Annotated in this window: 20 protein-coding genes; 6 read left to right on the forward strand and 14 right to left on the reverse strand. The window is 36.8% G+C overall.

The genetic code is table 11. The features are described from left to right. Positions 1-7: 7 nt before the first annotated feature. The 6 genes from pstB to C0Z22_RS02350 form a co-directional block, all read right to left on the reverse strand. Positions 8-775: a phosphate ABC transporter ATP-binding protein PstB gene (pstB, locus tag C0Z22_RS02325; RefSeq protein ID WP_103216721.1), complete on the reverse strand. Its 768-nt coding sequence runs from the start codon at positions 773-775 to the stop codon at positions 8-10. After that, positions 775-1,635 carry a phosphate ABC transporter permease PstA gene (gene pstA, locus C0Z22_RS02330; RefSeq protein WP_103216722.1) on the reverse strand — a complete coding sequence of 287 codons (861 nt, stop codon included), beginning with the start codon at positions 1,633-1,635 and terminating at the stop codon, positions 775-777. The genes pstB and pstA overlap by 1 nt, the downstream gene beginning before the upstream one ends. Further along, positions 1,632-2,573, reverse strand: coding sequence for a phosphate ABC transporter permease subunit PstC (pstC, locus tag C0Z22_RS02335; RefSeq protein ID WP_103216723.1), 942 nt, complete (start codon positions 2,571-2,573; stop codon positions 1,632-1,634). Before pstC ends, pstA begins: the two co-directional genes overlap by 4 nt. Beyond that, positions 2,573-3,568 (reverse strand): phosphate ABC transporter substrate-binding protein PstS, encoded by a 996-nt coding sequence (gene pstS / locus C0Z22_RS02340; RefSeq protein ID WP_103216724.1) that lies wholly within the window; start codon positions 3,566-3,568, stop codon positions 2,573-2,575. The genes pstC and pstS overlap by 1 nt, the downstream gene beginning before the upstream one ends. A gap of 102 nt (positions 3,569-3,670) precedes the next feature. After that, positions 3,671-3,886 carry a hypothetical protein gene (locus C0Z22_RS02345; RefSeq protein ID WP_103216725.1) on the reverse strand — a complete coding sequence of 72 codons (216 nt, stop codon included), beginning with the start codon at positions 3,884-3,886 and terminating at the stop codon, positions 3,671-3,673. A 124-nt stretch (positions 3,887-4,010) separates the two neighbouring features. Then, the gene (locus C0Z22_RS02350; RefSeq protein ID WP_146037759.1) at positions 4,011-5,021 is read right to left on the reverse strand and encodes an HD-GYP domain-containing protein; all 1,011 of its coding nucleotides are present in this window, start codon (positions 5,019-5,021) and stop codon (positions 4,011-4,013) included. 223 nt (positions 5,022-5,244) lie between these two features. Between C0Z22_RS02350 and C0Z22_RS02355 the strand changes: the two genes are divergently transcribed. Beyond that, positions 5,245-6,138: a hypothetical protein gene (locus C0Z22_RS02355; protein WP_146037760.1), complete on the forward strand. Its 894-nt coding sequence runs from the start codon at positions 5,245-5,247 to the stop codon at positions 6,136-6,138. Here C0Z22_RS02355 and C0Z22_RS02360 read toward each other — a convergent pair. Both C0Z22_RS02360 and C0Z22_RS02365 read right to left on the reverse strand, forming a co-directional pair. Continuing rightward, a complete protein-coding gene (locus tag C0Z22_RS02360) occupies positions 6,135-7,142 on the reverse strand; it encodes a DUF4340 domain-containing protein (protein ID WP_103216728.1) in 1,008 nt (335 codons plus the stop codon). The genes C0Z22_RS02355 and C0Z22_RS02360 overlap by 4 nt on opposite strands. 17 nt (positions 7,143-7,159) lie before the next feature. Beyond that, complete coding sequence (locus tag C0Z22_RS02365; RefSeq protein ID WP_103216729.1) at positions 7,160-7,837, reverse strand: hypothetical protein; 678 nt, start codon at positions 7,835-7,837, stop codon at positions 7,160-7,162. Between the two features lie 148 nt (positions 7,838-7,985). Between C0Z22_RS02365 and C0Z22_RS02370 the strand changes: the two genes are divergently transcribed. Next, positions 7,986-9,680, forward strand: coding sequence for a S8 family serine peptidase (locus tag C0Z22_RS02370; RefSeq protein ID WP_103216730.1), 1,695 nt, complete (start codon positions 7,986-7,988; stop codon positions 9,678-9,680). Between the two features lie 82 nt (positions 9,681-9,762). Here C0Z22_RS02370 and rpmB read toward each other — a convergent pair whose 3' ends face one another. After that, positions 9,763-9,999 carry a 50S ribosomal protein L28 gene (rpmB, locus tag C0Z22_RS02375; protein WP_103216731.1) on the reverse strand — a complete coding sequence of 79 codons (237 nt, stop codon included), beginning with the start codon at positions 9,997-9,999 and terminating at the stop codon, positions 9,763-9,765. A 258-nt stretch (positions 10,000-10,257) separates the two neighbouring features. On the opposite strand from rpmB, the gene C0Z22_RS02380 reads away from it, so the two are divergent. Beyond that, the gene (locus C0Z22_RS02380; protein WP_146037761.1) at positions 10,258-11,190 is read left to right on the forward strand and encodes a hypothetical protein; all 933 of its coding nucleotides are present in this window, start codon (positions 10,258-10,260) and stop codon (positions 11,188-11,190) included. Here C0Z22_RS02380 and C0Z22_RS02385 read toward each other — a convergent pair whose 3' ends face one another. Both C0Z22_RS02385 and C0Z22_RS02390 read right to left on the reverse strand, forming a co-directional pair. After that, entirely contained in the window at positions 11,191-12,192 is a 1,002-nt protein-coding gene (locus C0Z22_RS02385; protein ID WP_103216733.1) for a radical SAM protein, read from the reverse strand. Further along, entirely contained in the window at positions 12,189-13,223 is a 1,035-nt protein-coding gene (locus tag C0Z22_RS02390; RefSeq protein WP_103216734.1) for a hypothetical protein, read from the reverse strand. Before C0Z22_RS02390 ends, C0Z22_RS02385 begins: the two co-directional genes overlap by 4 nt. Before the next feature lie 74 nt (positions 13,224-13,297). On the opposite strand from C0Z22_RS02390, the gene C0Z22_RS02395 reads away from it, so the two are divergent. Both C0Z22_RS02395 and C0Z22_RS02400 read left to right on the forward strand, forming a co-directional pair. After that, positions 13,298-14,221, forward strand: a complete 924-nt coding sequence (locus tag C0Z22_RS02395) for an aldo/keto reductase (RefSeq protein WP_103216735.1) — start codon at positions 13,298-13,300, stop codon at positions 14,219-14,221. After that, positions 14,211-15,032, forward strand: a complete 822-nt coding sequence (locus C0Z22_RS02400) for a glycosyltransferase (RefSeq protein ID WP_199177505.1) — start codon at positions 14,211-14,213, stop codon at positions 15,030-15,032. Before C0Z22_RS02395 ends, C0Z22_RS02400 begins: the two co-directional genes overlap by 11 nt. Here C0Z22_RS02400 and C0Z22_RS02405 read toward each other — a convergent pair. Beyond that, positions 15,017-16,138 carry a saccharopine dehydrogenase gene (locus tag C0Z22_RS02405; protein WP_103216737.1) on the reverse strand — a complete coding sequence of 374 codons (1,122 nt, stop codon included), beginning with the start codon at positions 16,136-16,138 and terminating at the stop codon, positions 15,017-15,019. The genes C0Z22_RS02400 and C0Z22_RS02405 overlap by 16 nt on opposite strands. Positions 16,139-16,309: 171 nt before the next feature. Between C0Z22_RS02405 and C0Z22_RS02410 the strand changes: the two genes are divergently transcribed. Beyond that, positions 16,310-17,278 carry a histone deacetylase gene (locus tag C0Z22_RS02410; protein WP_158246776.1) on the forward strand — a complete coding sequence of 323 codons (969 nt, stop codon included), beginning with the start codon at positions 16,310-16,312 and terminating at the stop codon, positions 17,276-17,278. Here C0Z22_RS02410 and C0Z22_RS02415 read toward each other — a convergent pair. Next, positions 17,268-18,644: an HAD-IG family 5'-nucleotidase gene (locus C0Z22_RS02415; RefSeq protein ID WP_103216739.1), complete on the reverse strand. Its 1,377-nt coding sequence runs from the start codon at positions 18,642-18,644 to the stop codon at positions 17,268-17,270. The genes C0Z22_RS02410 and C0Z22_RS02415 overlap by 11 nt on opposite strands. A gap of 140 nt (positions 18,645-18,784) precedes the next feature. Beyond that, the gene (locus C0Z22_RS02420; RefSeq protein WP_103216740.1) at positions 18,785-20,731 is read right to left on the reverse strand and encodes a bifunctional 2',3'-cyclic-nucleotide 2'-phosphodiesterase/3'-nucleotidase; all 1,947 of its coding nucleotides are present in this window, start codon (positions 20,729-20,731) and stop codon (positions 18,785-18,787) included. Positions 20,732-20,736 lie beyond the last annotated feature (5 nt).

The raw sequence follows: 20,736 nt of genomic DNA on the forward strand, positions 1-20,736 counted from the left end.
ATGCTCCTTAGCCAAAACGGCCAGTGATATAATCTTCAGTTTTCTTTTCTTTTGGGTTGGTAAAGACATCACTACTTAGTCCATGCTCAATAAGCTCTCCAAGGATAAAGAAACTTGTATAGTCTGCAATACGTGCTGCCTGCTGCATATTGTGTGTAACAACGATTACCGTATAGTCTTTCTTTAGTTCACTCATAAGATCTTCGATCTTTCCTGTCGCAATTGGATCAAGGGCCGATGTCGGCTCATCCATTAATACGATTGGCGGGTTTGTCGCTAGTGTTCTAGCAATACAGAGTCTCTGTTGCTGACCACCTGATAGTGAAGTTCCTTCTTGATGAAGTTTATCTTTTACTTCATTCCATAAGGCCGCTTTCGTTAGACAATTATAGGCGATTTCATCGAGTTCACTTTTTTTCTTCTTTCCCCAAAGTCTTGGCCCGATGACAACATTGTCATAGATACTCATGGCCGCAAATGGGTTAGGCTTTTGAAAAACCATTCCAATTTTTCTGCGAATTTCAACAGGATCGGCAGATGGAGCGTAGATGTCATTTCCTTCAAGAATAACCTCTCCTGAAACACGTGCACCTTCGACTTCTTCATGAATACGATTTAGGGTTCTAATATAAGTTGATTTACCACAACCTGAAGGGCCAATAATCGCATTGACAGTATTCTTATGGTACTTAAGATCAATACCTTTTACAGCGTGAAAGTCTCCAAACCATGCTTGAATATTTTTTACATCTAATATGATATCGCTATTTGCCATTATGATTTCCTCACAAAGAATTTCTTAAGCTTCTTTGAATTGAATAAGAATTTTGCACTTAAGTTCAGTCCAAGAACAATAATAATTAGGGTGAATGAACCGGCCCAAGCTTGTTGTTGCCATTCTTTATATGGACTGATTGCGTAGTTATAAATTTGTACCGGAAGTGAGGCCATTGGACCTGTTACATTGTAGCTCATGTACATGCTTCCAAATGCCGTAAATAATAGGGGGGCTGTTTCTCCGGCCGCACGTGATATTGCTAGAATTACACCTGTCATGAGAGAGTTTCTTGAGCCTTTAAGAATAATATTGAAGATAACTCGCCATCTTGGAAGTCCAAGAGCAAGTCCTGCTTCTCTAACATGCCTAGGGATTAGCTTTAAGATTTCCTCTGTTGTTCTAGTCACAATAGGAAGAATAATAATACTTAGAGCAAATGCTCCGGCCAGTGCTGAAAATGATTTAAAGCTTACAACAAATATTAGATAAGAAAAGATACCAACTACAATTGAAGGCACGCCTGTTAAAAGATCGATTGTAAATCTAAGGGCCGTTGCAATTTTACTTTTCCCGTATTCACTTAAGTAGACACCACATAGTGTTCCAACTGGAACCGCAATTAGTGAACCTATTGATACCATAATAAGAGTACCTAGGATGGCATGTCTCATACCACCACCGATTTCTCCAACTGGTTTAGGATCATTTAAAAAGAAGTCTAAACTTATTGAAGTTGAACCTTTTTGAAGAAGGAAAATAAAAACTAAAATTAACGGTAGAATCACTAATAAAGCAGAAAGAACTAACAGTCCCTTAAAAATTAGATTCTTTATGACACGACTTTTTGAGAGTTTCACTTTGATGCTCCCTTTGTTTGCTTCCATACAATTGTACGTGCTACTAAGTTAACTACAAAAGTAACGACAAATAAGAGAAGTCCAACGAGGCATAGAGCGGATAAGTGTAGATCACTTTCTGCTTCTGCATATTCATTTGCCATAACTGAGGCCATTGTTGAAGCTGGAGCAAAGATTGATTTAGTGATTTGAGGAGTGTTACCAATAACCATGGCCACGGCCATTGTCTCTCCAAGGGCGCGTCCTAAACCTAGAACTAGTGCTCCTACCATTCCTGAAAAGCTTGGCCTTAAAACTGCAATTTTAATCATCTCAAATTTTGTGGCCCCAAGCCCTAGGGCAGCTTCTTTGTGGAGTATATTAACTGAACGAAATACCTCTCGTGCAACAGATGTGATAGTTGGGATAATCATAATGGCCAAAATAATTGAGGCCGTAAGAATACCAATCCCAAAGCTTGGGCCTTGGAAAAAAGGTAAAAATCCAAATACTGCCTTTAGGGCAGGAGTTAGAAGGTCTTTAACAAAAGGAGCTAAGTAGTAGAGGCCCCATAAACCAAAAATGATACTTGGAACGGCCGCAATAAGTTCAACAAAAGTTCCTAGAATACTTGAAATTGATTTAGGTAAATATTCTGTAATAAAGAGGGCCACTGCAATACTAACAGGACCTGCAATTAGAAGGGCAAGAAGTGAAGTAACAACAGTACCAAAGATAAATGGAAGTGCCCCAAACTCGTCATCAATTGGATTCCAGAAATCATCGAAAATAAATTTAAATCCAAACTCACTAAATGCTTCACGACTGGCATAGAAAAGCTGACCAATCATAAGTATCAGTAGAATAATGACAATAAGTGAAAAAAAGCGAAGTGTTATATAGGCCAACTTATCCTGTTTTGAAGGAGAAATTGGCCCTAATTTTTTAAGTAGGTTCATTAAAGAGATTTTACCCTTTCTAATACCTTTTTGGAAAGTTCAGTTGGTAGGGGAGCATAGTAAAGTTCTTTAGCATAACTTTGGCCTTTACTAATTGCCCATTCAACGAATTTGTAAATCTCAACTCTTTTCTGGTCTTTTTCTACCATTGGTAGAAGGATATACGTCAGAGCACTGATAGGATATGAGTCTTTAGCGCTGCTGTTAATAAGTGAACCTGTTAACTCTTTTCCAGTTGTTTTAAACTCTTTAGCTGAAGCTGATACGGCCTCAACAGTTGGATTGATAAAGATACCAGACTTATTCTTAAGGGCCACTGTCTTAATATTATTCTTTCTAGCGTGAGCAAGATCCATATATGTGATTGAACCCTTAGTGTTGCTTACAATTGAAGTTACACCATCATTTCCTTTTGCTCCAACTCCAGTTGGCCAACGAAGTGATTTACCCGTACCAACTCTTTGCTTCCACTCTGTGCTGACTTCCACAAGGTAGTCTGCAAAGTTCTTCGTTGTACCTGATCCGTCTGCACGACGAACAACAAGAATGTCATCAGATGGTAGAGTTACACCAGGGTTAAGAGCTGCAATTTGCTCAGCATTCCACTTTGTAATTTTACCTAAGTAGATATCTGCAAGAGTTGCACCATCAAGCTTAAGCTCATCTGGAATTTGTGGGTGATTATAAGCAATGGCAACGGCGCCAAGAACCATCGGAACGTGTAGAACTGGCCATTTTGCTTTCTTCTTATCTTTTTCTTTCATTGGTGCGTCTGATGCACCAAAATCAACAGTCTCTTTTAAAAGTTGGCGTATACCACCACCTGAACCAATTGGTTGGTAATTGAATTGAATTTCTGGATGAATTTTCGAGTATTCAGAAAACCATTTTGAGTAAATAGCATATGGAAATGATGCTCCAGCTGCGTTGATCTTTAAAGCGAAAGTACTTGAACTCGCCAGCAGTAGGCAAAGTGCAATTATTCTCTTAATCATGTGTGTCTCCTAAATTCAGTGTTTTCTTGAATTTAGCACATGGTAAATATGGTGTTTATTAAGATTTTGTTAAAAAAAGGGCGACATTGTCGCCCTGCGTGATTATTGTAATGTATTTGATACGTAAAGTCTGAAGGACTTATCTTGATTACGACGAATCGTACAGATTCCTTCTTCTCTTTTGTTTACGAGATACTCGTAATAATCAGGTAGAGTGTCCTGAATTTCAAGGATTGATTTTCCTTCGTGCTCACCAAAATCGATAAAGACGTTTTCTTCTGCGATAATTCCCGTAACTGGGCTTACTTCGTTGGCCATGTTCCCTCCCTGGATCATTTAGCAATCTATAGTTTTATTTAAATATATGTAATTAAAAATATATTAACCGGTTCCTTGGTTAATTATTATTTTGAAATATTTGAAACGTAATGAAAAGTTTTTTTTACTTGACTGAACTTGTAAAGAAATTCCTGAAATAGTTAATGATAATTTTAAACTCGTGAGGGTAGTCTTTACTAATATGTGTGCGTACTTTTTCTAGAGCATCAAAAATTGTTAAAGCCTCTCTATATGGGCGTGGAGAGATCATCGCCGCTACGATATCACAAATATTAACCATGATTGTTTCAAAACCTGTCACTGTTAAGTTTTTTAGATACTGATTATCTGAATCATACTTATCTAGAATACTGAACGTGTGATGGTTTTCTATTACTTTCATGTGAGCAGGGCTTAGTTGAATACGACCTTGTAAAATTCTCGCTGAAATTATTGGATGTTTTGCAAGTAGTACCTTATCCATCTCTGATAGGTTCTCTTTGTCATATTTATCAATTGGAATGGCAGACATTCCAATATCTTTAAAATAACTCGTGATAAAAAAGTTCTCAATATCTTTGTCATTATAAAGTTGAGACGTCTTTAATATCCCTACAAGAAAAATTGATGAAAGTAGGGGTTGTGCAAAAATATAATGATGACCTTGGGCCGCAAAAAAACGATAGAGCGCTTCGTGCATTTTTGGATTCTTAATCAAGAAAGATGCCAGTACTTTTAAGCTTTGATACTGAAGATTAAGGGCATTATCATCAGTAGGATCTTCAAAGAGATATCGAAGGTTTATGGTAATAAGATTAAGTTGATTTTTACAATTTTGATAAGTATCACCCATTGAAAAAGAGCGAGTTACTTGCCTGAGGCAATCTTGTTGCAGCTCTTTCAGTTCTTGCCTTTGTTCTTTGCTTGCAAAAACAATCGTGTGACCTCTTTCAATCATCTCTTTAAGAGTGTCATTAGAAACATATGTTCCACGGTAGAGGTTGTGCTTAAACTTACCATCTTCGAAGATATAAACATCACAAGGTGTTGTCGGAATATTAAAAAGCTCCCTAATCGTAAAAGGGGTCAAGTTTAGTGCCAAATGTGATTTACGGAATATATCCTCTGCTCTCATGTTCATATTATAGCTTAAGTCGCTAAAATCATTAAATACCAAGAATAATAGGCAATATTTCGCAATTTTGTAATTTCTTGGAAAAAGCCTAACTTTCTAAGTTAAGAGCCCGAAATCAATAGAATATAAAGGCTAATTTTAATAAGGCTCGAATTTATTAACTAAGTTGCTATATTGGTTGAATACAACGAATGTTGAGCTAATTTTGACAAGAGAGAAGGCCATGAGTGCGCTTAAGAATCTAGAAGATTACATTGCTGATCCGAAATTATTTGAATCAATTCAACTATTTGATGATAGTTCGTACAGTTTACACTGGTCGAATTGGTCGAAATTAATTTGTGCAATGAAAGAGCGTCATATCAATGGTGATTCTTCAATGAGTATTGAAGAAGTGAAGGAAGAGCTTGAAACTTTCAAAGAAATTCCTGTTTGGCTTGTTAATAAGAAAGGTGAGATGGAGACGACTCTATTTGATCTTTATAACTTCTATATAGACCCAAGGCTTAAGCACTTATGGTTTGATGTTAATAAGCAAACTCTTATTTCTCTTAAGCATAAGGCCGGTCCATTCATGCATCTCCATTCAATGAGATGGGTTGATTACGATATCTACAAATTATTTGTATATGACCGTCTATTAAATAATCTTTCTCTAAGTCATCGCGACTTTAGAATGAACACAAATTTAAAAGCAAAATTTTCATTTTGGAATTCAATATTAAAACCTGTTGATGGACAGATTGTTCAGTTGAGTCGCAAGGGAATCCTTGTATCAATTGAAGGTCATAAGAACTTCTTAAGTCTATCGCAGTCCGACCAAATATCTCTTAGTGCTGAGGTTGGGGGACTCCTCAGCGCTACAGGGAAAAAATTCGAAGAATTTGATGAAGTTATTGGAAATTGTACAAGAGCAAAAACAGTTAAAATTGATTTCGATGAGAATATCTTTAAGGACTTAAATGCTCTTGAGACATGTAAAGGGGAGACATATTATATGTTCATTCCTTTTGCTAAGTTTCCAATCAAGCACCACCGCATTGGAAAAGCTATCCAACACGTCATTGATGAAGTTGAAGGTGCAGCTTCTCAAATTCTTAACAATTTAATCGACTAGTAAATAATATTATTCAAAGGGCTTGGTCTAAAAGATTTAAGCCTTTTGTATAATACATTTAGATACTCTTTGCTTACTAAGAAAGGGTGCTCTCTATTTGAAGCTCGTATAATAAAGTTCTCTTTTTTCTCAATATTAAGATCTGGAAGACTAGTTAATACCCAAGAAAGATCATATTCAATCTCTTCACCAGTTTTAATTTTTACAATAACTTTATAATATGGCTTAGCAAGATAGCGCTCAATTGCACTGTCCATCTTTTCAGTACGCTTATCAAGGATTGAATTTGATTTAAAACTCGTTAGCTTAACTAGGAACTCTTGGACTGCTTCATCATCAAGGGCCTTATTTCCTGATACCCAGATGTCTTTATCATTACGACTAAATTCAAAACGTAGTTTGCCTGAGTTTATAACTTTAACACCTCTAATATCGCTTGGAGCATAACTAAAGACTCGTGAGTCAATAAGTGATGGAAGGTCGATTTTCTCAAGTGAAAACTTAACGGCATTAACGTGGTAGATCGCATTGTCTTTATCGCTTACAACATATGTAGAGTTATCGATAGGATTGATAAGTCCAAATGAGATCGTTTCATCTTCTCCATTTTCACCCTTTAATGTAACAATTGAAGTTGGATTATCTAGGGAGAAGTTTGAAAGGTTGATTGGATCTTTTGGAAAGATCTTTTTAATCTTTACATTTTTTAGTGAGTCTAAAAGTTTATTAATGATTGCTTCATTAGCATTGATTCTTCTAGGCTTCGTAATAATCCATTGGTTTTTATTTTTAGCAAGACTAAATCGTCCAAGGTTTGATTGAAGTGAAATATCCTCAACCTTATCAATCTGATCACTTGTGAAAAGAAATTGGAGATTAGAAAGTTCTTTAGATGTAATAACCGGTGCTTGAAAAAACTCACTAATAACTGCTCCAAATAGGAGAGTAATAAAGAGTATTGAGACAAGACTAGCTGAAAAGTAATTACGTTTTATATTTTGCATAAGAAATTCTAGAATTCTTATTCGAGATCGTCAAAGAGATCGAAGTCGTCATCGCCACCTGAGCTACTTTCTTTGCTGGCCGCTACTGCCGCCGGCTCTTCTCTAACTTCTGGCTCAATAGATTTGATGAAATTTCTAAGAAGTGTACGTTCACCCTCTTTAAGAAAAGTGAACTTTATCCCTGTTCTAAATGGCATACTCGTTTGAGAGATAATGCGACTTTTCATGTTGTAGCTACGAGAAAAGACAACCACACCATTTAGGATGATACGATTTGGAATTTGAATATCAACGACAATTGATTGGCCCTGAGTAAATTGTCTTTCGCAAAAGAAATACATCCCATCCATATAAAGTTCAGATAGGAGAATATTGCCGACGTAGACCTTTTCTGGAGGTAAATCAGGAATAAATTGCTTGATGATTTTCGTTTCTTTTATCGGAGTAACATTGTCTCCAGACATGGCAGCATCTGCCAAAGCTTGTGGATCAAGTGCTGCTTCTTCACTTTCAATACTATCATTGATTGGAAGTTCACCTTTATCTTTATAAGTCTCAATAAGGTCATCAATATTAGGCTTTTCACCATTCTTGTACCTTAGTTTTACCGCTGCTTCTACTTCATCTCGAAGTGTCCAAACGTTAACTTTGATTCTTTTAATTAGGACTGGGTCGCTACTTTTACCGTGTATCATTAACTAACATTTTCTCACATTTTCAATATTTTGTATCTTTTGAAATTTTTGCCTCTGAAAGGGTGCTAAACTACTTGATAGACAATTATTTAAAAGTCTTAGCATAGGGTCTCCCATGGAAGGGAGATAAAAAGATTAGGAGGATCTAATGAGATTAAACGCATTTTTAGCACCAGCTGTTGTTTCAGCGATGGCACTTTCTCCACTAGCTGCTGATTACGTTCCAGGTGAACTAATTGTTAAGCTAAAGAAAGATGTTTCAGTTGAAAGTTTCTTTGGACAATCATTACATGGAAGTTCACTTGACCGTCGTATCGAGCTTACGTCAGGGGATCTTTATGTTGTTAAATTTAACGAGTCTCTTGTATCAATTGATTCAATTGCAAAGCAGATGAATGAAAGAGCAGAAGTAGAATATGCAGAGCCAAACTTTATCTACAAAATCGTAAAGCCAATCGTAAACACAAATGTATTAGAAGAAATCTTAAGCTATAACACAACTTCAGATGAAGGTGTTTACTACACGCCAGCAGATGAAAAATTTGGACAACTTTGGGGTCTGAAAAATACAGGTTCTAATGCTCCAAGAGGTGTTTCAGGTGTAGAAGGTGCTGACGTTGATGCACTAAGAGCTTGGGAAATCACTCAAGGTGATCGTGCAATTAAAATCGCAGTTATCGATACAGGGATTGATTACAACCACCCAGATCTAAAAGATCAAATGTGGACAAACGAAGGTGAGATTCCAGGTAACGGAATTGATGATGATGGAAACGGATACATTGATGATGTTCACGGATACGACTTCGCAAATAACGATGGTGATCCAATGGACGGACACTCTCACGGAACACACTGTGCTGGTACAATCGGTGCTTCACATAACGCAATTGGTGTTGCTGGTGTAATGAGAGATGTTCAATTTGTTGGGATTAAATTCCTAACAGATAGCGGTTCAGGTTCAACTGAAGCGGCAATCAAGTCGATTGATTATGCAACAAAAATCGGTGTTGATATTATGTCTAACTCTTGGGGAGGCGGTGGCCGCTCAGAAGCTCTTAAAGAAGCAATTGAAAGAGCAAATGCTGCAGGTATCGTATTCACAGCTGCTGCTGGTAACTCTTCTACTGATAATGATTCACGTCCACACTACCCATCAAACTACAATGTTGATAACGTAATTTCTGTTGCAGCTACAACTGCTGCTGATGAACTAGCAAGCTTTTCTTGTTATGGACGCTCAACTGTACACATCGGTGCTCCAGGACACGAAATTCTATCAACTGTTATCAACGGTAAATATGCTTCTTACTCAGGAACTTCAATGGCAACTCCACACGTTTCAGGTGTAATCGGACTTTTCCTTTCAGAAAATAAAGGACTAACTCCACTACAAGTAAGAAATAAAGTTATGGTAACTTCTGATCCTGTTGCTGCTCTTAGAGGTAAGACAATCAACGCTGGACGTATCAATGCTTACAACCTTCTTACAGATACTATTCCTGAAAGAAACGAACCAAATCCAGAAGATTGGCAAACTGTAGATGTTGCATCTTTTGAATCAGAACATCCATATACTGAAAACCAAACTCTTGAAACAACTTACACAGTTGAAGGTGCAAAGTTTATGAGAGTTAGAGTTCGTAAATTTGATCTTGAGAATCGTTATGACTTTATTGAAGTTAGAGATGCAAGAGGAGTTCTAGTTGAGAAAATTACTGGAGCAGGTGAGAACTATACTTCTTTCTTCGCTGAAGGTGATACTTTAAAGCTTATCTTCAAGTCTGACCGTTCAGTTCAGAAGTGGGGATTTGTTATTGATCAAGTAGATGTTCAATACTAAGAATTTTTAAAATTCACACAAATAAAAAGGCCAGCTAATGCTGGCCTTTTCTTTATCTATATAACTTTTAAGTTAAATCTAATTAAGCGTTCCAAAGGTGCTTGTACTTCTTTAGGAACTTAGAAAGTGAACCAACTTTATCTAGAGTTCTGATTGCTCTAGTTGAAAGCTTAAGCTTAATTGTTTCACCAGTTACAGGATCAAAAACTCTCTTCGTTTGTAGATTTGGTTTTTGAGTCATTTTTGTTCTATTTTTAGCGTGAGAAACTTTGTTACCAACAAGTCTTCTTTTTCCAGTTAAATCACATGTACGTGCCATCACTTCATCCTTATTTATTTATATAAACTCTACATTAATATATGGGTTATTAGGTTGTAGAATATAAACATAACGTCGTAAAAGTGCAACTACTTTTGTACAAATTGCGTAATATCCCATGGTTTTTACTGCAAAAAATCAAAGTTGTTTGGACATAGCAGCGAAATATCGTTATCATATAATTATTATTAAATGTAATTCTAGATAGTTAGAACTTTTTTCGAGGAAAGAGATTTGAAAAAACGAATATTATTGTTTTTGTCAGTCTTGGTCTTAATGGCCCTCGGTTACTATTTCTATACTTACTACAATGACGAATACCACCCTGAGGCCCTAAGAGAGCAGTATTCACAGAATGCTCCGGTGGCCTTCACTAATCGTGAATTACCAAAGAAAAAGTTTGTCCCGCGAAAGCAATTTCATGAAAAGAGTGATTATAAAAGATCTGACGATGAGGTCGTTGCGTTGGTTGGGCTCGGTATGGACAATGGTGTTTTCTCTGAGCTGAGTGGTTCAATAGAGGAGCTTAGAAAGGCCAATATTGATTGTGAACAGACTTATAATGATTATATGCCTCCTGCTCAAATCATAGATCCAAATTCTGGCTTTTACGCAAAAGAAGACGGCAATGTTTTGAGTCTCCTTAATCGTGCGATGGATTTATTAATAAATATCGAAGGTAGAGCTATTGCAAAACGCTTTCCTGAACTTGCTCAAGAGGCTTTGGATAGTGTTGATGAGATAAGTGAAGATGATATGGCAAAGATTATGCGCGCTCCACTTGTTTGTCGCCAATCAAATATTACAGTTCTATTTGAAACACTAATTGAAATGTCTAGTGAAGGTAAAATTTCTGACAACCAAAGGGCCGAGATTGTGGGCAGTATGGTTAATAAATTAGTTGTAAGTCTTGAAAGTGATAGCTTACAAGATAATATCTTAATGTCACTTACTCTATTAAAGGCCCTTGGAAGTTTATCAAGCAAGAATGACGAATACTTTTCTGAACTTGAGTCGATTTATGATGAGATGGCCGCGACACAAGTTGGGATAATGAAAGATTCAGATAAGAAGGCAAAGGTTGTTAATCCTGGAGAGATCTATCGTAATTACCGCGAAAGACAACGAGGCTTTTCTTCGTCTGTAATTGAAATTCTATATATTAGTTATCCTGAATATCTAAATGATTAATTACTCTTCCATGCAAAGATAGGTACTTTTTTTAGAGGCACCTGCTTTAAGACAAAGATCTTTAATCTTTCCTAATATCCACATTCTCATTGGTCTTGGATAGCGAATCTTTCCATCTTCACCTTTAGTAAGTTCTGAATGGAAGTATGTTGTTTGTGGATAGTTCTTCTTGACCTGTGAATAGACATCTTTCGTAAAGCGTACAACACCAATGGAAATATACTCAACTTTACTTAAGGGAATCACACTGCTTAGTTCACTAATTAGCTCTTCATATTCACTTTCAAAACTTTCACTGTGTATCACAGGATCAAAGTGAATACCGATGGGGTGACCTGCTTCATAAAGGCTTTTAATGGCCTTTAGGCGGGCCGCAAGACTTGGTGTCTTTAGGTCGTGAGACTTAATCTTATTCTTTGGCGAAAGAGAAAAAGAAGTGATGAAGTTTGGCAGTGGCTCTAGTTTTAGAAGCTCTTTTATATTTGCTGATTTGGTTCTAAGTTCAATGTAGCAGTGAGGATTTTTCTTTGTAAATTTGTGGTAGTAATCTAGCTCTCCAGTTAGGTGAGTTAGGGCAAGAGAGTCACTAAACTCGCCTGCGTGAAACCACATATTCTCATCCGATTGTTCAGCAATTTTTTGCATCTCACTTATAATCTCTTCGTGATTCACAAAGAGAACAAGGTCAGGAGTATTGAAATAACCTTGAAGGTAGCAGTAGTCGCACTCATAGATACAGTTGTAAGCGTGGATAAAGTAGTAGTGAGGCTCTCCTGAGATACCGTAGGCATTGGGAGCCTCTTTAACAAGTTGGCCTTGCTTTCTTGCAATAAAGAGATTTAGAGAATCTCTCTTTTGTAAGTAGGGCTTTTTAACTCTGCCCCAAATATCAGCGTAATTTTCGATTATTTGGACTGTAGCCTTTGGAAACTTAAGTGGAAGCTGATTTGAGATCAGAGAATTTTTAATTGAATCTTCGATAAAGATTTTCTCGATCTTCAAAGCTCTTCTCCATTCATAAGGGCGTTGAATTTTTGCCAATCAATCTTTGAAAGCTTCTTTTGTAGATCAAGGATTTCTTTTTCAGAATTAATTTTAGTTCTAAGGTTTAGCACAACTTTTTCAAGAGAAGGATCATAAGATAATTCATTTTTATCAAGTCCTGTTTCTTTGATAAAGTTATCTAGTTGTCTAATAATCTTAGTACGAGTCGGATAGAGTTTCTCTTTTAAGAAGTCTCTAAGCTCGAGGGCCTTCTTCTTTGGGGTTGTCTCTAATGCTTGAATATCTTTAAATGTGCTTAAGTTTAAAAGATCACTTAAACTCATATCATACTTAATAAGAATTTGTTGTACGAGATTTTTTACTTCGCGCTCAAGTGAGAGTGTAAAGTAAAATGCATCATCATTCAGAAGAGCAAGATCGTCACTTTGTAATTTTTCTTCACTTGTAAAAGACTCAATAAAGTAGCGGTAAAGCTCTTGGGAATAATCCTGGGCATGCTCTTTTATATATTCACAAATAGGTGCATCAGTGACGTGATCCGAAATCAATTTAAAAACTCTAAGTGGTGTTTGAAATTTTTTTGCCGCAAGACCGATGGCCCATGCTTCGCGATCGGCCAAAGGGGCAAAGTGTGAAAGTGATTTTGCTAATTCGCTATCAAGAACTCTTTCATTTGCAGTGATAAGATCTAGCTTAGATGAGCTTTGTTGGCATTGAAAACTTTTGAATTCCTCTTGCCCGTAGATTGTTCTGATTTCAAAAATCTCACCCTGCTTAAGATCAGCATTAAATGAAGCACATATTCCAAGATTGATGATTTGACCTATTTGAATTGCCTGGTTTTTAAGGATACCCATAGCATATGTGAGGGCCATGAGAACGTTCTGTGGGCCTTCTCCAGTCAGAATTAAGCCGTAGCTCTTATCTGCACATAAGTAGAGGTCATTAAAGTCTGGATGTGATTTAAAATCCATCTCTTTTAAAAATGTTTGAGCTTCGCCGCGGTGGGCAAATACAAGTAAATCCATAACTAGGAAATAACGTTTATCTTGTCGGTGCGTCAAGTCTTTACGCATTTAGGCGAAATAGATATTCATGACTTATGAAAATATTAGATCAATTTGGACAATTTGCTTTTGGTGGCGCCAGTATCTCTGGAGAGGGCGCGGGTTATGGATTTGGTGATATTAGTAAAGAAGATTCGATTAGTCTTTTACAATACGCCTTTGATCGTGGAGTGAAGATCTTTGATACGGCACCGATTTATGGCTTTGGTGAGAGTGAGAAGAGAATTGGCGAAGCATTTAAAAATAATCGTGAAAAAGTTTTTATTGTTTCTAAGTCAGGTGTGACTTGGCACGAGAATAAACGAGTGGATATGACTAATGATCCAGTTGTCACTCAAAAAATGATTGAACAATCACTAAGAGATCTAAATTCAGATTATATTGATCTCTATATGGTTCACTGGCCTGATGAAAGAGTGGATATCAGAAAAACTCTTGAGGTTATTGCAAAGGCCAAGCATGAAGGAAAAGTTAAGCATATCGGACTTTGTAATACAACGACCGAAGAGTTTAAATTAGCGTCACAAGTCGATCGAGTTGAGGTGATCCAATCACAATTTAACTTTTTTGAACAAGACGTTAAAAAAGATATTTTCCCAATCGTAAATGAAAATGACTTAAGTTTTATGAGCTGGGGAACTCTTGATAAAGGAATCCTAACTGGACGAGTGACGAAGGATCGAAAATTTGACAAAAGTGACTGCCGCTCATGGGCACCATGGTGGAAGGCCATGGATAAAGAAAGTCGCTATGATATTGTTGCAAGAATGCAACCTGCACTAGAAAAGCACGGACTTACTGGTTTAGACTTTGCAATTCACTTTAATCTTTCTCATGATGAACTAAGCACTGTTCTTTGTGGTGCTAGAGATCATGACCAATTAGATGGAGTCCTAAACTCTCTTGAGAAGAAAGTTACGAAAGAAGTACTAGAAGATATTATTAATAGTGTTAGTTAGTGTCGTCATTCCCACATACAATCGGGCCAAGTTCTTGGCCCGTGCAATTGACTCTGTTTTAGGACAAAGTTTTCAAGATTTTGAATTAATTGTTATTGATGATGGTTCAACTGATAATTCAAAGCAAACTGTTGAGTCCTACTCGGATTCTCGCATAAAATATTTTTTTCAAGAAAATAGAGGAGTTTCAGCTGCTCGAAATCTAGGTGTAAAAAAATCTTCAGGGAAATATATCGCATTTCTTGACTCTGATGATGAGTGGAAAGAAGACAAGCTTGAAAAACAATTAAGCTTACTAGATAGCTCAAAACATCGCCTCTGCCATACAGGGGAGCTTTGGCTTAGAGATGGTGAAGTTGTAAAACAAAAAAAAGCTCATCAAAAAGTCGGAGGGGATATGTTTATTCGCTCTTTAAAAAATTGTGTCATTTCACCTTCAAGCGTTTTACTTGAAAGAACATTATTTGAAGAGATGAATGGTTTTAATGAAAGCTTTATTGTGTGCGAAGATTATGACCTATGGCTTAAGATAACTTCTTTGTATGAAATCGACTTCTTAGATGAGCCTCTGGTAATTAAGCATGCAGGTCATGATGATCAACTATCCTTCAAGTTCTTTGCAATGGATTACTGGAGAGTTAAGGCCATGGCCTGGGCCAAAGAAAATCGCCAGCTTTCAACTGAGAGAATTGAAGTGTTAACTCAGCTTTGTTTAAAAAAGTGCCAATACCTTATTAAGGGCTATGAAAAATACGAAAATTTTGAAAATTACGATGAAGTAAGAGCTATTGAAAATTACATCAATAGCTGAGGCTCTTCGACTAACTTTTTCTCTAGGCCTAGCTCAATCGTTTTTTGATAGAAAATCTCAAGTGCGTTTTCCCACGGAGAATCTTCAATATCGCCATTAAGTAAATTGATTAAATGAGGAAGTAATTGCTCCACATATTCTTCAGTACTTTCTCTTGGAAGAAGAGATGGAAGGTGATCAATTGCAGTAACTTCTAAGAGCTGATCTAACTCTTGAACTCTAAACGTTGGAATATCAATTGTCGTAATATCAGGATATATCGGAAGAGGGTTACAAGGACCTGTAGGATCACAACTAACATCAGAAATTACAGAAAGATTTCTTTCATTTTGTAGAATTTCTAAATTGAGAAATGGCTCGGCCGGTTTTTTATTTAAAGTACAATTGACTAGAATATCGTAATCGAGAATTTGCTTAATTGGTCTGGCCACTTGTGTATCGGCCCTTCCCCAACCAGTCATTTCAACACCGACAGCTTCAAGTAGCTCTTTTGCTCCTCGGCCACAACGTCCACGGTTTCCAATGACAAGAACTCTTGGCCTTGAACCAAGCTCATCTAGCTCCTTTGATATATCATTAATTAACTCATGCTGAGATGAATATGAGTTCAATGGGCCACAATCATTAAAGTCTTTTCCTCTTTGTTGGCAAATCCAGTTCTTAAGTCCTAGGGCCGCTCCCACAAATCCTGCCCACTTCCCAAATGCTGCAATTCTTCTCCCTTTAGGGTCAGTTAGGTATTCAAGGTCATATAATTTTCCATCTCCTTGAATAAAACGATCAAGCATTTCTTTTGAACCTGTTTGATTTTTGTAAACATGAGCAAAGTGTATATGTCTGTGAGTTAATGGAAAAGTGTGAACATCTAATTCTTTTAAACCAAGGATAAAAGCATTTGCCGGTGCAAAGTTTATCCATGAATTTGTAGGCATCATCTTAAGGCCAAGTGCTTCGAATTCATCATCTTTAAAAATACGACTAGGTGAGCGTTCAATAATTACTTCATGACCAAGCTCCTTTAGCATTAGGGCAGCTTGGGGCGTAAGTGCACTACGCTCTTCAAATGGTTTTGTTTCATGGCGAAGCCAGATTGTCCTATTTGTCATGAAATTTAATCTCCCAAAAAAATCGTATACTTATAGCAAAGCTAATAGATTACTATAGCAAAGGGCCTTGTCACATTCTTAAATTTGTAAGATTTACAGGCCATTTTAATGTATAACTATATAATATTAGGATAATCAAGCAAGCTAAGTTTCGTTAATAAAGGAATGAATATGAAATACCATCCAGAAAAAAGTCGACTCTATTACATGGAAGACTCCCTTGGAAGTTATACTGACTATGGTATTGGCGTTCCTTTAAAAGACGAGAGAGTAACCAAAATCCTCGAAGAATTCAAAAATTCTCCATTTCTTGAAAGAAGAAAATCAACACATTTCTTTTTAAGTGACTTGGCCCTTGTCCATGATCGCGACTTTTGTGCTCGTACTAAACTTGATCCTACTGGACTTGTTCTTGAAGCTTACGAACTTATTAATGACGATGGAAGCTATCATCGTTACGAGCCTTCTGCTGCAGTAAAACCTTTAAGTGATTTTATTAATCGTGCTCTTTCTCATTGCGAAGGAACATACCTTGCTGCCTGTAATGCTCTAGAATCGGGCTTTTCTTATCATTTAGGAGGAGGAATGCATCATGCAAAGAGTGATGGGCCAGGTGGCTTTTGTATGTTTAACGATATCGTTATTGCAATTAGAAAATTACAAAAGGAAAAAGGTCTTGGTAAGTGTCTCGTTGTAGATATGGATGCTCATAAAGGTGATGGAACTGCACAAATTGTTGCCAACGATGAGTCGATTGATTGTGTTTCAATTCATATGAAGGATGGTTGGCCACTTGATAATCCTGATAAAACTAACTCAAGTTATATTCCTAGCACTCTTGATATCCCAGTTACTCCCGATGATGACTATCTTGTAAAACTCAAAGAAGTAGGGGACTTTATCAAAGAAGATTACGATCTTTGTATTGTAGTTCAAGGTGCAGATGTTTATGAAAAAGACATTTTGGAAAGTGCTAAAGGAATTCAGCTAAGTTTAGAAGAATGTCTTGAAAGAGATAAGTATATGAATGAATTATTAGAGTCGAAAGGTATCCCCCAAGCATGGGTTATGGCCGGGGGATACGGTGATGAAGTTTACCGTGTCTTTCAACAATTTGTTCAATATAAATTTAAAGCATAGTTGAATCTTCGTGGGCCAAGATTCTTTTCTTTGGCCTAAAGTAAGTACGTGGAGTGTACTCTAGAAGATCTGTAATCTTTGCCATGTAGAAACATGCATACTTTTCAACTTGATCAGCAAAACGTGATTCCTCCAGTCCTGCTCTCATCATTTCTCCCCAGTGTGGGTTAAAGAATTGGCGATAAGCATCTAAGTGCAGAGAGATTTTTGAGTTGATCTTATCAATTTCGCTAAAGATCTTTCCAATATCTTCTTTATTATATTTTTCTGGATCTTCGTGCTTTAAAAGCTCTAGCTTATTTAGCTCATGTTCTAGCTTTTCTTTTTGTTCCATTTCAGCATCGATAAGAGCTTGTGTTGGTGTTGACTGTCTAATCGCTTCAATCTCTGCTTCAAGAGGATCTAGGATAAGAGCTGTTCTCCAGTTGAAAGTTTTCTTTAGTGTAAGAACATCACCATAGATATGGTCACCAAGGTAAAGAATCTCTTCACCTTCAAGGCCTAGATCTTTTTGTAATTTTCCGGCCCATCCACCTTGGTACACCTTGTTTTGCTCTAGAGGACCTTCTGCATTTGTCATTAGTCCAGTATCCGTTTGAATTTCTAGAAACATATTGCTTACGTTAAAGAATCTTGGCTTACATGCAAGACAGATTGAAATATCAAATAGGTCTGTCCAGTTCTCATGCTCTTTTAAGAATGGATTAATCGTGTATTCCATTAGTCTTTTTGTCCAAGTCCATTCACTATTTGTGATAAGAATTAACTTCTTTCCAAAGCGTTTAAACCTTTCTAGCAGTTTTGCCACTTCTGGGTCTTTGATAATAAAGTCTTCAAGATGCTCTTCGACATATCCTTTAAGAGAATTGTCAGAGTGAGCGATATCGATAACTTCTTTGATATCGTGAGATAGTGTTTCGTAATCAGGAAGTTTTAAGCCTTGGTCTTTTAGATCAACAAGGTTTGCAAACATTGCACCATTTGAAATTGAGAAGTTTGTATCTAGTGATTGATACTGTTCTGAGTTTAGGTCAATGATACTATTCCCATAGATTTCATTCTGATCATGAAAGTCCATTGGCTTTGTACCATGCTTTGCGATCTTTACTTTTCCGTAGCGGTTTGTTTGTAAAATATTTCCACGAAGACGATCGATAATTAAACCTTGAATAACTTGGTTAAAATCAAATTTTAAATCTGTTACTTCTTTTGGATAATTTTTTACATCTACTAATTTTTGAAGCACGAGTTCGAAAACAAATTTTTCGAAAGCTTCTGTTTTATAGCGAACTAGAGTGTAGTCCATATCAAAACCAATGGCCTTGATCTTCTTCATATTTAATGTTCTATTGACGTATACTGACATATAAAATCCTTTTAAATCGTTTGAGAATATAATCCCCGGACCTTAGATTTTATCTAATCTTGATTTAAATGTCATATTATTAATACGTTAAGGCGTAAATTCAGTAACTTACGCCTTGGTGATTTTTAAGAGCGGTGTGTCTATTTAAGAATGATATAGTATTTTGCAAAGCCTTCATCATCAAGGCCTTTAATACGGTTAAGCTTAAATTTTGACTTCTTCTTAATATACTTTGTCGCTTTATCTGATGGAGAAGTTTCAAAGTAAACCTTAAGTTTGTCTGCATTAGCTATTGGCTTGATCTTCCAGTTCTCATTTGGACGAGCATCGACAAAACCTTTTTCTTTCGTTTCTTTTCTAATGTAGTTGATTAGAACTTGGCGATTGCTATCTGGAGCACTAAAGACGACATTGGCTTTTACTGCACCTGGAAATTTACCACCGGTTGCACGAAAGCTATTTGTTGCAAGAATAAACTCTTGCTCATCAGTAACGGCCTTTCCTTGATACTTTAAGTTTTCAATTCTGAATGAATCTTTATTTAAAACCTTACAATTTTCATCGTAGTGTCTTCTCTTTGTGATATTGATCTCGTAAGTTAGACCGTCAATCATATCAAAGTTGTATGAACGAAAGCTTCCCCAGTTTAGAAGAGGTTGGTCCTTGCTGTAGTTTGGATCAATATGAGCAAACATCCCCGCAGAGCACTCTAGCCACAATTTAACTTCTTTTCCTGTGAGCTTTAGAGCGTAGAGCATATTAGGGTAGAGGTAGAGATCAGCTGCATTTCTCAATGTCAGATTTCCCTTTTCAACAGTTGTGTATCCATTTGGATCATTCTTTCTGCCACCTGTTTTAAAAGGTGCAACTGCAGATAATACTGGGAGCCCACTTAAATTAGCATCGCCTTGTATTGCTCTTTTCACATAATCAATTTGAGCGTTAGAGACAATCTGTGTTGCCGCATCATCTTGGATTAGTGAGAGGAAGCTATAAAATTCCTCCTTAGAGAAACCAACTTTTTCACCTGCGAGCTTAATTGTTCGTTGGTGATCATCTTCAATGATTTCTGCAAGTTCAAGATCGGGTTTTACACTTGAATCTGATTCTTTATCATAAATCGAGTAGACTGAGGATTGTCCATCGATCACATGCCACTTACTTCCATCAAAGTTTAATTTTAAATCAATGATTCCAACGTGTGATCCCCATTTCCCAGGCATAACGGCAGCGACTCCATTAATTGTTCCTTTCTTCGCATCAATACCTTGAATTCCTTCATATTCTTTTGAAGGAAATAGAGCATGAGTGTGACCAAAGGCAATGGCATCGATATAAGGAACGCGACTTAGGTAGGAAACTGAGTCCTCTGCATAAAGCTTGTATTCATCTGTACTAATTCCTGAATGTGGAATTGCGATGATGACATCAGCGCCTTCATTTTTCATTTTCGCCGTAAGCTCTTTTGCGACTTCAATAATATCGCGGGCCACGACTTTCCCTTCAAGATTATTCTTATCCCAGACCATAATCTGTGGCGGAACAAAACCAATGTATCCAATTTTGAGCTTATGTGGCAGACCTTTTGTGTCCTTAACTTTTTTCTCTAAAATTACATATTGCTTAAAGTAAGGCGATGCTGGCTTACCATTTTCGTCTTTGTAAACGTTAGCATTGATATAAGGAAATTTTGCATCTTTAAGAGAGGCATCTAGAAACTCTAGGCCGTAATTAAATTCATGGTTTCCAATATTACCCACGTCATACTTTAGATGATTCATGAGTTTAAAAGCAGGGTGAACTCCTTCTTTTCCGTGAGTGGCCACAAAGTCGGCCATAGGATTCCCCTGAAGGAGATCACCATTATCGATGAGCGTATAATTATCTGCTTGTGCGGCATACTTTTTAATAAGTGTAGCCGTTTTAACAAGTCCAAATCTTTTACTTTCTTCGTTCTTATAATAATCGTAGTCTTTGTAGTAACCGTGTAGGTCAGTGGTTTCAATTACACGAAGTTTAACTTGTGTTTGTTCCTTACAGCCTACAATTAGAAAAAGAGACAGTGAAAATAAAAAGATTTTTCTCATATATA

It is taken from the genome of Halobacteriovorax sp. DA5 (assembly GCF_002903145.1).
In the GTDB taxonomy this organism is placed as follows: Bacteria; Bdellovibrionota; Bacteriovoracia; order Bacteriovoracales; family Bacteriovoracaceae; genus Halobacteriovorax_A.

Excerpts from the sequence above, each read along its gene's own strand:
- pstB (WP_103216721.1), bottom strand. The coding sequence starts at position 775 with ATGGCAAATAGCGATATCATATTAGATGTAAAAAATATTCAAGCATGG.
- pstC (WP_103216723.1), bottom strand. The coding sequence starts at position 2,573 with ATGAACCTACTTAAAAAATTAGGGCCAATTTCTCCTTCAAAACAGGAT.
- pstS (WP_103216724.1), bottom strand. The coding sequence starts at position 3,568 with ATGATTAAGAGAATAATTGCACTTTGCCTACTGCTGGCGAGTTCAAGT.
- C0Z22_RS02345 (WP_103216725.1), bottom strand. The coding sequence starts at position 3,886 with ATGGCCAACGAAGTAAGCCCAGTTACGGGAATTATCGCAGAAGAAAAC.
- C0Z22_RS02350 (WP_146037759.1), bottom strand. The coding sequence starts at position 5,021 with ATGAGAGCAGAGGATATATTCCGTAAATCACATTTGGCACTAAACTTG.
- C0Z22_RS02355 (WP_146037760.1), top strand. The coding sequence starts at position 5,245 with ATGAGTGCGCTTAAGAATCTAGAAGATTACATTGCTGATCCGAAATTA.
- C0Z22_RS02360 (WP_103216728.1), bottom strand. The coding sequence starts at position 7,142 with ATGCAAAATATAAAACGTAATTACTTTTCAGCTAGTCTTGTCTCAATA.
- C0Z22_RS02365 (WP_103216729.1), bottom strand. The coding sequence starts at position 7,837 with ATGATACACGGTAAAAGTAGCGACCCAGTCCTAATTAAAAGAATCAAA.
- C0Z22_RS02370 (WP_103216730.1), top strand. The coding sequence starts at position 7,986 with ATGAGATTAAACGCATTTTTAGCACCAGCTGTTGTTTCAGCGATGGCA.
- rpmB (WP_103216731.1), bottom strand. The coding sequence starts at position 9,999 with ATGGCACGTACATGTGATTTAACTGGAAAAAGAAGACTTGTTGGTAAC.
- C0Z22_RS02390 (WP_103216734.1), bottom strand. The coding sequence starts at position 13,223 with ATGGATTTACTTGTATTTGCCCACCGCGGCGAAGCTCAAACATTTTTA.
- C0Z22_RS02395 (WP_103216735.1), top strand. The coding sequence starts at position 13,298 with ATGAAAATATTAGATCAATTTGGACAATTTGCTTTTGGTGGCGCCAGT.
- C0Z22_RS02405 (WP_103216737.1), bottom strand. The coding sequence starts at position 16,138 with ATGACAAATAGGACAATCTGGCTTCGCCATGAAACAAAACCATTTGAA.
- C0Z22_RS02410 (WP_158246776.1), top strand. The coding sequence starts at position 16,310 with ATGAAATACCATCCAGAAAAAAGTCGACTCTATTACATGGAAGACTCC.
- C0Z22_RS02415 (WP_103216739.1), bottom strand. The coding sequence starts at position 18,644 with ATGTCAGTATACGTCAATAGAACATTAAATATGAAGAAGATCAAGGCC.
- C0Z22_RS02420 (WP_103216740.1), bottom strand. The coding sequence starts at position 20,731 with ATGAGAAAAATCTTTTTATTTTCACTGTCTCTTTTTCTAATTGTAGGC.